At 40.5% G+C, this 11,763-nt stretch carries 11 protein-coding genes; 6 read left to right on the top strand and 5 right to left on the bottom strand.

Going from position 1 to position 11,763, the window contains the following annotated elements:
• From LHW48_04195 to LHW48_04180, 4 genes are all read left to right on the top strand, one after another.
• Positions 1-1,270, top strand: a 1,270-nt coding sequence (locus tag LHW48_04195) for a GGDEF domain-containing protein (GenBank protein MCB5259660.1), incomplete at its 5' end; no start/stop codon positions are given.
• A gap of 45 nt (positions 1,271-1,315) precedes the next feature.
• Positions 1,316-2,419 carry a sn-glycerol-3-phosphate ABC transporter ATP-binding protein UgpC gene (gene ugpC, locus LHW48_04190; GenBank protein MCB5259659.1) on the top strand — a complete coding sequence of 368 codons (1,104 nt, stop codon included), beginning with the start codon at positions 1,316-1,318 and terminating at the stop codon, positions 2,417-2,419.
• 1 nt (position 2,420) lies between these two features.
• A complete protein-coding gene (locus LHW48_04185; protein ID MCB5259658.1) occupies positions 2,421-3,170 on the top strand; it encodes a hypothetical protein in 750 nt (249 codons plus the stop codon).
• Positions 3,167-4,648 (top strand): hypothetical protein, encoded by a 1,482-nt coding sequence (locus LHW48_04180; GenBank protein MCB5259657.1) that lies wholly within the window; start codon positions 3,167-3,169, stop codon positions 4,646-4,648. Before LHW48_04185 ends, LHW48_04180 begins: the two co-directional genes overlap by 4 nt.
• Here LHW48_04180 and LHW48_04175 read toward each other — a convergent pair.
• The 5 genes from LHW48_04175 to LHW48_04155 are packed head-to-tail and all read right to left on the bottom strand — an operon-like array spanning position 4,643 to position 10,000.
• Positions 4,643-6,214, bottom strand: coding sequence for a hypothetical protein (locus tag LHW48_04175; protein MCB5259656.1), 1,572 nt, complete (start codon positions 6,212-6,214; stop codon positions 4,643-4,645). The two genes, LHW48_04180 and LHW48_04175, sit on opposite strands and share 6 nt — an antisense overlap.
• Positions 6,211-7,485 (bottom strand): polysaccharide biosynthesis C-terminal domain-containing protein, encoded by a 1,275-nt coding sequence (locus LHW48_04170; GenBank protein ID MCB5259655.1) that lies wholly within the window; start codon positions 7,483-7,485, stop codon positions 6,211-6,213. The genes LHW48_04175 and LHW48_04170 overlap by 4 nt, the downstream gene beginning before the upstream one ends.
• Positions 7,486-8,508: a Holliday junction branch migration DNA helicase RuvB gene (gene ruvB / locus LHW48_04165; GenBank protein ID MCB5259654.1), complete on the bottom strand. Its 1,023-nt coding sequence runs from the start codon at positions 8,506-8,508 to the stop codon at positions 7,486-7,488.
• Between the two features lie 23 nt (positions 8,509-8,531).
• On the bottom strand, positions 8,532-9,248 hold the full coding sequence (locus LHW48_04160) for a polyprenol monophosphomannose synthase (protein ID MCB5259653.1): 717 nt from the start codon (positions 9,246-9,248) through the stop codon (positions 8,532-8,534).
• Complete coding sequence (locus LHW48_04155; protein MCB5259652.1) at positions 9,248-10,000, bottom strand: N-acetyltransferase; 753 nt, start codon at positions 9,998-10,000, stop codon at positions 9,248-9,250. Before LHW48_04155 ends, LHW48_04160 begins: the two co-directional genes overlap by 1 nt.
• Positions 10,001-10,089: 89 nt before the next feature.
• Between LHW48_04155 and LHW48_04150 the strand changes: the two genes are divergently transcribed.
• Both LHW48_04150 and LHW48_04145 read left to right on the top strand, forming a co-directional pair.
• Positions 10,090-10,983: a tyrosine-type recombinase/integrase gene (locus LHW48_04150; protein MCB5259651.1), complete on the top strand. Its 894-nt coding sequence runs from the start codon at positions 10,090-10,092 to the stop codon at positions 10,981-10,983.
• Between the two features lie 227 nt (positions 10,984-11,210).
• Positions 11,211-11,763, top strand: a 553-nt coding sequence (locus LHW48_04145; GenBank protein ID MCB5259650.1) for a DNA polymerase I, incomplete at its 3' end; no start/stop codon positions are given.

The raw sequence follows: 11,763 nt of genomic DNA, 5'->3' as shown, positions 1-11,763 counted from the left end.
GTATGTAGAAATAAAACACTTTTCAGCCGCAAATGCTTTGGCACAAGAATTGGAACAGGAGATAGAAGAAAGCAATTTGAGTTTTTATGCTTTGTACTACATTTGCAGATTTCAAATAATGAACGCCACAAGCAACGTGGAAGAAAAGATGAGGATTTTACTCACACTTACTGTGGAAGTTTTTGAAGCACAAGGAGAAGAGGTTGCGCTTTTTTTGATGGTAAAATGGTTAAATAATCTGGAGATCATTAAAAACACAGTTTACTATAAGGCATTACTGATGAATCTGTACCAACACATCAGAGAGCATAAGAATATCAATAGCGCAATGGTTGGATATGAATTATTTTCTATGGACGACAAGATCATATCTCCAGAACAAAAAATGGAGTTTTATAAGGATTTGATCGACTTCAACGAGAACATACTCAATGCCGAACAGCTACATGCTTTGCACTTCTTTGCGGGGAACTATATGAGTGGGCTTGATGAGAATCTAAGAGAAAGCATCCAAAGCTATAAATCTTCAAACTACTTTTTGCATAAATGCTGGGAACGCTTGATTGGGATTTCTAAATATCTGCGCATGCACAGTAAACCAAACGATTATAAAAACAGTATTAGCTATTTAGACAAGCTTTACTTGAATCTTTCTCATCAAACCAGTATGCGCAATAATAGCTATGTGGAAAACCTACAAATGAATTATGATAAAATTGAGGAACTGTATCAAGAGGTGGGAGAACTATCTCTGCGCGATTCATTGACAGGCTTGAGAAACAGACGCTATATGGAAAACAATCTTACCCAAATAGTAGCGTTGTCTTTTAGACACAAGGCATCGGTGAGCTTTGCCATGTTGGATATAGACTATTTCAAGCGCGTAAACGATATATATGGTCATGCTGCTGGTGATAGTGTGCTACGAGATTTGGGTACAATTCTTGAAAGTGCGTTTAGAAAAAGTGATATCATCATCCGCTATGGTGGAGAGGAGTTTTTGGTAGTGCTGTTCGACGTTTCTATGCAGAGAAGCAAAAAAATGATGCAAGATCTGCGTCAGCAAATTGAGAATAAGACCTTTCAATATAAAAATAATAAAATTAAGATAACGATCAGCATTGGTCTATCATGCGAGCAGTTTAGTACAAGTGCAGATTGTTGTGAACTCCAGCGCTTTGTTCAAAATGCAGATGCAGCTCTGTATAAGGCAAAAGAAAAAGGGCGCAATCGAGTAGAGGTTTATAGGAAGAATAAAAATCCTGCTTGACATTTTATGCAGAGCTAAATTTTCTTTTCAGATAAGGAGAATGCCATGGCAAAGATAGTTGTAAAAAACTTAAATAAGTATTATGATAACGGTTTCCATGCCGTAAAAGATGTGAGCTTTGTAGCTGAAGACCAAGAGTTTGTGGTGCTTGTGGGTCCCTCTGGATGCGGTAAAACAACTGTACTGCGCCTTATTGCGGGCTTAGAAGAAATATCCAGTGGCGATATATATATTGGCGACAATCTGGTGAACAAAAAACCACCCAAAGAACGTGATATAGCTATGGTGTTTCAAAATTATGCCCTATATCCGCATATGACAGTGTATGATAATATGGCTTTTGCCCTTAAGCTGAGAGGAGAGAGCAAGGCCGAAATTCAGACTAAAGTAGATAACGCTGCAGCTCTTCTGGGTATTGAAAGCATGTTGAAACGAAAGCCGGCTCAGTTATCTGGGGGGCAGCGTCAACGCGTTGCTTTAGGTAGAGCTATTGTACGAAATCCTAAAGTATTTCTTTTTGATGAACCACTTTCAAATCTGGATGCCAAACTAAGAGTAGCCATGCGGGCAGAGATAGTGAAACTGCATCAAACATTGGCAAACACAATGATTTATGTAACTCACGACCAGGTAGAAGCTATGACGATGGCAGATCGTATTGTGGTTATGAAAGATGGAGTTATTCATCAGATAGATAGTCCTTTGAATATTTATAATAAACCAGCAAATGTATTTGTAGCAGGGTTTATTGGCAGTCCAGCCATCAATATGGTAACGGGCAAGTTGTTAGCCAAAGATAGTTCTTTGATTTTTGATAGTGGAGATTATCAGCTTCAGCTTACTCCAGATCAAAGTACTCTGCTCAAGAAATATGAAAATAAAGAAATAATCATGGGTATCCGCCCAGAAGATATTTATGATGCCCGACATGATAGTATGGCAGAGTACCCACAGAAGTTTACTCCGATTTGTGATCTGGTAGAGCCCTTGGGAAATGAATTCCATGTGGTATTGAAAACCAAACAATATAGCTTTGTGGCACGATTTGACCCCAAAGAATTGCCTCAGATCGATAAAGAACTCCCGGTTACGGTAGACATGGTAAAAGCTCATTTCTTCGATCCGGAAAGCGAGCTGGCATTGTATTGAGATGAAGCTTCTTGCTCTGGCACTAATGATTCTCAGTTTACCGTTGGGAGCATTGATGCAAGAGAGTTCTGCAATGGCAAATGCCCTCAGTGGGCTTTCAATACTCTCAGAATCTGTGGCAGATTATTCTATTTCACCGGTTATGAAACTGAAAGGTCTTTCTTCTTTTTATACTCGTCCTTTCAATCTATCGCAAATAAGCATTTTTGGGCTTCATAATGCAGTAAATATCAATAATTTGTATGTTGGACTGGGAAATACGTATCTGTATCATCAGGATTATATCTATCACAATCCTTACCTGAATGCGCACTATTGTTGGCATGGCTTCGCTCTGGGGGCCAGCAGCCATATGATATATGATGCTGTAGATGAAGAGGATGGTAACTATGACTGGGCTTACGATTTGGGTGTTGCTTACAACTGGAAAGACTATGGGGCAGAACTTAAGCTGCTTCGCCAAAATTTATCCTCAAGTCAGCTTTGTTTGAGCCTAAAAACAGCACTAAGCTCAGAGGTTAATATTGCTTTGGGATATGTGAATCCAAACACTTATGAGGATTTCTTTCGCATTGGTATGGTGGCATATCTACACGAGTGTATCTCAGTAATTGGTTCCTGGCAAAACGAACCTAACCGTTTTGGCACCGGAGTGCAGTTAAGACGTGGCAAACTAGCTTTAATGTATTCGATTCGCACACATACTGATCTGAATCCCACTCACTCACTATCATTGGACGTATATTGGTGAAAACTGCCCTTGGGCTAGTATTTTATTTAATAGTGGGGCTTGCCTTTGCACAGGTTGTAGATGATGAGCTTTTGGTGATACCAGAATTGGTTAAAGAGGATTTGGCGGATATCAATATTGATGCCCAATATAAAGAATACGATTCGGTAAAAGGGGCATTCTCGATTTCCGGATACAGTTCGGAGGTACAATACATTACTAGCTACATACATTTGAAAAAGAAGGATTGGCAAATAAGGGGTGGGATGCGGCATGAGAATGAGTTTTTGGCTAATCTCCAATTCAAGCATAGACAATCTTTTGTATTGGGATCTTTTAGTCCAACTTGGGGCAATGGATTGGTACTGAAACGGCAGAGTGGTAACAATAGAATGAAAAACCCTCCTCATCCTTCAAGCTTTTCTCCAAGCGGATTGGGCATTGATCTTCAATATAAGTGCTGGGGTTTGATAGCTTTGGCGTCGCAAGTGGAGCGGGATGTTCGCTTAAGCGAAGAAATGATATCTTTCCTGCCCAAGACTAAACAGAGCTATATATGTACCAGTACAGAACAAATATTGGCTGCCGGATTATATTATCGTAGCGATCTCATCGAAGCAGGCTCATTGTACTATTACCAGCTGTATGATCGCGCTTTCTCTTCTTCTAGAGCAGATTCATTGTTGCAGACTGTTAGTACTTATTTAATTCTAAATAGCACGTCAAACACTCTCAAAGCAGAGCTGGCTATGCATGGCAAAACACCAGCACTTAAGTCAGAATGGTGCTTACAAAGTGGAATGTTCAGAAATACATGGTCATATACCCGATTGCTGGATTATCAACGCCCTGCATATGCAAGCAAAGCCATGTTGTTAAATACACTAGATAATCGAGAAGAGATAAGTGTCGAACTGCAATACAAGCCACTCAAGGCTTTGCAATTTAATTTTGGTACGGTTATCAACCATAGGCGAGGAGATATTAACGATCCTCAATGGCTTTCTCACAGCAGTTTTAAGGCAACATTTAAAAACAGTAATCTGCTAATAGCTCTCAAGTTAAAGCTTATAGATAGAGAGATTCTTACTTCCATAGACAGCATCTACATTCATAGCAAGCCTCTGCATTTGCGTTTCAATCTAACAGCAGATTATAATGTCGACTCGAATTGGCGGATAGAATGTAGAGCTCACTATCATCAACAAGAGAAGGCAGCGGCGCTTAGCAATGGTTCTTATTGGGCACAGCATATTGCTTATAGCTCTTCAGGACTCAATATCTGTGGTGGGTTTAGAGTAAACTCCAGTGCCAACTACAAGATGCTTATATACCAGAACAACGATATGGGGTATGAAGTTTTAGGGCACAACAATTTACAAGCAGAATTTGAGCTGGGTTATAAATGGAGCTTAATTGAAGCCAGTATGCAGATAAGGCAGGAAGTTTTGAATGATAAGCAAACAAAGCTCAGGTTTGTCATAACGACTGTTTTATAACTCGTAAATTGCCCTAAGTGCTTGTAATGCATTCATGTGGCATCTAAGCAGAGGTTTATTGGGGTTTATATATGCAGGATATTCAATTTCATCGCGCAGGTAATTTGATACTTTGGCAGATGCATATTGAAAGGGGTTGCGGAATTCTGCAAAACGCCCATAACGAACATCCATAATTTCCCCAAACATAACACGGAGGATTTTATCACGGATTCGTATAGGTAAGTTTGGGTACTTAAACACTGGTATAGGTATGGGTAGGTACTTATGGCGGTATTGGTGCCACAATTTACGCCCCACACGTAAGCTTAACGGTATGGTACTCCAAAACTCCATCAATTCAGCATCCCAAAAGGGTAAACACCAACTAAAGCCCAAATCCTCATAGGCTCTTACCGAATTTACGATAAATTTAGCTTGCCGCTCAATAACTTCCCAATACTCCAATAAGGATGCCGCTTCTTGCGCATTCATACTTTCGGGGATCTGGATATTGTTTCTTATGCGTTTTGTGTATATGGCAATATCATCCATAGACTGGGTTTTCCACAGAGAATAATGCCTTTTTATGATTTGTTCGATTAAGTCCTTATCACTAAACTTGGTTTTTTCTCTATAACAAAGCGGTAAACGCGAACCTTCGAGATAATCTGCAGTATGCCCTGGGGTAATAACGCTATTTTTTGGAATCAGTTTATTATTTCGAAGTTCTTTTACAGCCAGCCAATCTTGTATATGGGGGCTGGATACGCCATTAAACGCATACTGATAATGTTTCATACGCTCATTGGAAAAATAGGCTTTATTCCAGCTTTTATATGTATGTTCCACAAATAGCCATGGGACATTTAGGTGTTTAGCCACCTTTTGAGAGATTTTCGCTTCAGGGTTATTTACTGCATCGTAAGTGAAGGTATAAATGGCAGGGTAATTTGCTCGTTTTAGCAGATAAGCGATCAATCTGGAATCGTAACCTCCGCTTAAAGGAATCACGGCTGCTCTTCCGGCAAGGTTATTAATTAGTCGCTCAGTTATATTCAAATGTACCTGGTGCAACTTTGCCCGCAAAGCTTCCTCCGAATCGTCAAGTTCGCGTTTGTGAAAATACCCATAATACATCTTTAGCTGTGGTTCTTTGCCGTTTTCCAACAGCAAATAGTAACCTGCAGGAATCTGTTGAATTTTAGGGTGAAGTGTTTGGGCGCCGCTAACAAATCCGGTTATCAAGAATTCATTAAGAATCTCGGGTGATGTATCCTTTATGCTTTGAATATCCAGCTTATACAAATCATTTGCTGCATCTGCAATCCTATTGTTTGCGTCAAAGAATAGGGGAATAGAGCGGATTCTATCTACTGCCGCAATGGTAAAATTCTTATTTTGAATAATTAGAGCAAAGCAGCCATTTGCTTGTTTTAGTTGTTCTTCAATTTCTGCTATGCCCTTGCTATTGCCAAAACGGCGGTTGAGTTCACTAAGCTTAGCCGGATTTCCCCCTTCGTCATAGATGTATCCTCTAAAGTGTATATTAGCAATACTTTGCCAGGAATCTTTCTTTAACATCATGATTTTCTAAGATTTTGTAAAAGCTTCAGATCCACAATATCTGGGCAGATTAGTTCTCGCAGTGAAAAGCCCTCCCTCAAAACCAACATTAGAATATAATAAAGCCCATAGAAAAAATATGAAATACTAGAAGCGAGAGCGGCTCCCAAACTTCCCCAGAGAGGGATAAAGATGAAATTTAGAACTACATTAAGTACCAAACAGATAAAGGTAATTCTAAGATGCACTTTAGGTCTGCCACTACTAAAGAACCAGGGTGAAACCATCTTGGGAATGCAAGCAAATAGCACTCCTGGCAATAGGACTAGCATTATTGAGGTAGCTTTAGCATATGCCGCCGAATACACCAAAGGAATTAGCAGGCTTCCGGGAATGGCAATCAGGCATAAGGCAAAACAGATGCTCCAGCTAATGCGGGTAGTGCGAGCTAAAAGCTGTTTCCCATTGTCATCTTCTGGCAAATTATACAATCTCCCAGTTAAGGCTGTATTGATGGAAATTGGCAGTAAAAATAGCAATTCTGCGATGGTGACGGCAATAGTATAAATACCAAGTTCTGCCGAGCCCAAGTATTGCTTAATCATTATCTGATCTGCCCTATAATGTAAAAAAGCAAATAATGTAGAAGCCCAAGATACGCTACCGTAGGCAAATTCTGCTTTTAGCACCGGAATAAGGATATTGGGTATGTATTCTTCTCTCAGTTTTATTTGGATTAGTATCAGCCACATTAATAAGGCTAAAACACTTATCCAAAAGTAAGTTTTAAAAGTAAGCGCTCCCCAAAGCCAAAGTAATAGAATGGATCCACTTTTCAAGAAGAAGGAACTAAGCCCAATCTGATTGTTCAAAATAATACGTTCATCTCCGGTAAGCCAAGCTTGATGGTGACCAATAAAGAGGTAGCAAATCATCATCAGCAATCCGCCTATTACCAAAGACCAGGAATAATCTGTTAAAAATACTCCACTCGATCTTAAGATGATTATTATTCCGCAAATCGCTAAAGAAAACAGGATTAATACATTGACATTTGTGCTGTAGATTGTCAAACGCTCAAATCCGCTTCGTTTCTGATGATAGGTTACTGCCGATATTATACCCAGATGTCCAAAATTTCCCAACAATGTGAAGATGAGGATGATGTAGGCAATATATCCTTGACGAGCCGGACCCAAGGCACGGGCTACTAAAACACCGGTTACAACGCCAAAAGTAATTTTTAGAATTTGCGTTAGCAGGTTGTGCCCGATGTTTTTGGTATAACCCATTTATGCTTCGAAAATTTCTGCCTGCTCGGCAATAGGGCTCAACCCTAAATGCCGATATGCTTTTAGCGTAACCTTGCGTCCTTGAGTAGTGCGCTCCAAAAAGCCTTGTTGCACCAAATACGGCTCAAATATTTCTTCTATTGTTCCAGCATCTTCACCAATGGCTGTAGAGATGGTTTTTATGCCAACCGGACCACCACGATAATTCTCAATGATTGTACTCAAGATGCGTTTATCCATTTCATCCAATCCGGCGTGATCCACTTGCAGCATCGATAGCGCAGCAACTGCTATTTCGTAAGTGATGATGCCATCCCCGCGAATTTGAGCATAATCTCGTACTCGCCTCAGGAGGCGATTTGCAATGCGTGGAGTTCCCCGGCTTCGTTTAGCAAGCTCTTTAACGCCTTCTTCTTCTGTTGAGACCTCTAAAAGCCTTGCCGAGCGTTTGATAATCTGTTCAATAGAGCTTTGATCGTAATAATCCAGTCTTAAAACAATGCCAAAACGATCCCTCAAGGGCGGAGTAAGCAATCCGGCGCGCGTAGTTGCTCCAATCAAAGTAAAGGGTTCGATGGGAATTTTAAGCGTACGCGATGATGGCCCGCTATCCAGGATAATTTCCATCTCATAATCTTCCATAGCGGGATATATGTACTCTTCAATTACATGTGAAAGACGGTGAATCTCATCGATGAAAAGTGTTTCATTGCGCCCCAAGTTTGTTAAGATACCCGCCAAATCTGAAGGTTTTTCTATAACAGGACCGCTAGAAACCGTTATGTTAACTCCCATTTCGCGGGCAATAATGGATGCCAGGGTTGTTTTTCCTAAGCCGGGAGGACCATAAAATAATACATGATCCAAGGGCTCAGAGCGCATCCGGGCAGCCTGAATACTTATGTCGAGCTGTTCCTTGATGTGTTCTTGACCGATAAAATCACTTAGTGTACGTGGTCGTAAAGCCCGATCATAATCTGCTTCTTCATTTTGTAATATAGGATTGTTAATTCTTTCCAGCATAGTAAGTTTTGTTTCCTAAGCCTTTAATGCAGTGTGCCCAAAAGCTTTCTAAATTGTAAATTCCACACCATCCATGCTGCTTCCCACACTATGTGTCTGCTCATTTTGGATACCCCATTGATGCGTTCCGTAAAAACTATAGGTATTTCTTTGATGCTAAAACCTTTAGCCCAAATGCGGAAATTCATCTCGATCTGAAACGCATAACCATCGGATAGTATTCGCTCCAGATTTATGCTTTCCAATGCTTTACGGTGAAAGCATTTGAATCCCCCCGTAGGGTCTTTGATTGGCATAGATGTTATGAGGCGTACATACTTGGAAGCAAAATAGCTAATCAATAGACGTTGAATTGGCCAGTTGATAATGTTAACGCCGTTTGAATAGCGAGATCCAATCACCAAATCGTAGTTTTGTGCTGTTTCCAATAAACGGGGCACATCATCGGGATTGTGGGAAAAATCTGCATCCATTTGCATGATGAATTCAAAATCATTCTGCAAGGCATATTTGAATCCTATTACATAGGCGGAGCCCAAGCCCATCTTGTTTGGGCGCTCTATAAGGTGCACTCGCTCTTCATTTGCCATAATTTTCTTTACTACAGCGGCTGTGCCATCTGGGCTGTTATCGTCCAACACCAATACTTCTAAGCCTTTATTGTTTGCCAAAAGAATCGTTAGCAAATGTTCTATGTTTTCCACTTCATTGTAGGTGGGAATAATTATCAGCGCTTTCATTATTTATCCAGATTGTTTTTTAGTAGTTGAGCTTCAGGCACTTCGCGAAATACCTTAGCGGGATTTCCCACTACGATGTTGGCGGAGTTAACATCTTTGGTTACCACTGCCCCAGCGGCGATAGTTCCATCTTGAGCAATGATCTTTCCGGGTAGTATTGTTGCATTTACGCCAATTCTAGCGCCACTTTTCATAGTGATGCCCTTAAAATGATTGAAGCGTTCCTTATCTCTTGCCATATAGTTATCGTTACTGGTTGCCACACAAGGGGCTACAAAGCAGTAATCTTCAATATTAGAATATGCTGTTATGTAAGAATTGGTTTCAAACTTATTGCGATTTCCAATGTTTACAAAGTTCTCGATGCTCACATTGCGACCTATTATGTTCAGATCCCCTATTTTCACATTCTCTCTAATGGTTGCCAAATCGGCTATCAGATTACGTTCGCCAATTTCGCATTGAGCATATACTACCACGTTTGCGCCAATCTGGCAAAAGCTGCCAATTATTGAGGGGGAGAGGTTCTCGGGAACCTTGAATATGCTGCGTGGAGAGGAAAGCGGTTTTTTACCAATAATTACATTGTCGTCAATTCGGACATTATCACCAATAATGCTGCCGGCATGAATTACCACATTGTGTCCAATCAGGCAATTGCTGCCAATTTGAACATTTTCCATGATGATCGTATTGAAACCGATGCGGACATCTGTACCCAATTGGGCACTACTATCTATATGTTGGTTCATAATACCTCCACTTTCATAGAGCAAGTTTTTTCTCGACAAGGAATAAGGCAAGCAAAAAATGTGTCTTATACAACCCAAAGGAGCGTTTTTTGCTGAAAGAGTGGATTGAAAAACACAGGAACTACCTTGCCTTACAGGGCAAAAGCCCTCGCACATTGGATGGCTACGAGTTTGATTTACTTCAATTTACAGGTTTTATAGACCAGTATTTTGGGGGCTTAAAAATGCGAGAAATATCTACCTTGCACATTCGCGCTTTTCTTAAATGGCTATCGGAACGACCGGATTGCAATAATACTTTAGGACGCAAGATTGCTTCGCTTTCCTCGCTGTTTAAGTATCTTAAAATGCAAAAGGTTATCGAGATAAATCCCATGCTCAAAATCAGGCGGCCAAAAGTGGAAAAAAAGCTTCCCAAATTCTTCAGTGAGAAGGAAATGGAAACTCTTATCCGCATACCTGATACCGATACTCTATTTGGCATCCGCAATCGTGCCATATTTGAACTGCTATATAGCTGTGGTCTAAGGCTAATGGAATTGGCAAATTTGCGACTGGAAGATTTGGATACGAAAAGAAGCATTATCCGCGTAACCGGTAAAGGCAACAAACAACGAATGATTCCAGTTGGAGCACCAGCGTTGGAAGCTTTAAATATCTACTTGCAACGTCGTCCTCAATTGGCTCGGGAGTATAGCAGCAACCGGATATTTCTTACCCGTAGCGGGAAAAACTTCGATACCACCCAATTGCGTACAATTCTGATGCGCTATATAGATCTCATTGCCCACGATAAGGGCTATTCTCCACATACTATTCGCCACTCCTTTGCTACCCACATGCTTGCTCGCGGAGCAGATCTGCGCGTAATCCAAGAACTTTTAGGACATTCCTGCCTTGCTACCACAGAGGTGTACACTCATCTAAGCTTGGAAGATATTAAAGAGGCATACGAAAAAGGCCATCCGCGCAGCGGAGAGTAATAATTTTCCCCAGAACCTACCCGACTGCATAACGCAGATATTAGATAGGGTTCATCCTGCCATACTCCATAATCCTCAAGAAGATTTCAGCTTAAAGCATCGCTAAGATTATTGTAAAGTATCAGGTAGCAAAAAAGAGCTTTACAAATATGGTATCAAGCTCAAACTTGACAATGCTCCAGCACTTGAATGGGGCATCTTTCTACTTATGTGATTGTGGAGATAATATGAAAAACAAGCTATATTTAATTGATGGAACTGCTCTTTTGTATCGAGCCTATTTTGCGTTTATTAGAAATCCATTGATAAACAGCAAACAAGAAAACACATCCGCAATATTTGGTGTACTCAATTCCTTCCTCACTTTAGTGGATAAAATGGATGCACAACACATTGCCATAGCCTTCGATCGTAAAGCCCCAACTTTTCGACATCGAGACTATGAAGAATACAAGGCAAATAGACCACCTATGCCAGATGATTTGCAAAGCCAAATAGCACCGATAATAGAGTTTTTTCGCCTTATTAATGTGCCTCAAGTTGGCGCTGATGGATATGAAGCAGATGACGCCTTGGGTACCTTAGGCAAGAAGTACGAAGACGAATTCGAAATTATATATGTAACGGGTGATAAGGATTATTGCCAACTTGTGGGGAGCCAGAGTAAGATTTACGATCCCATGAAAGATGCTATAATTAATATCCAAGAAGTAGAAAAAAAATATGGGGTGAGTCCAGAGCAGTTTATAGATTATTTGGCTCTAGTTGGCGATAGTTCCG

The organism is Candidatus Cloacimonadota bacterium (genome assembly GCA_020532355.1).
Taxonomy (GTDB): Bacteria; Cloacimonadota; Cloacimonadia; order Cloacimonadales; family Cloacimonadaceae; genus UBA5456.
This window is presented reverse-complemented; position numbering and strand designations above follow the sequence as displayed.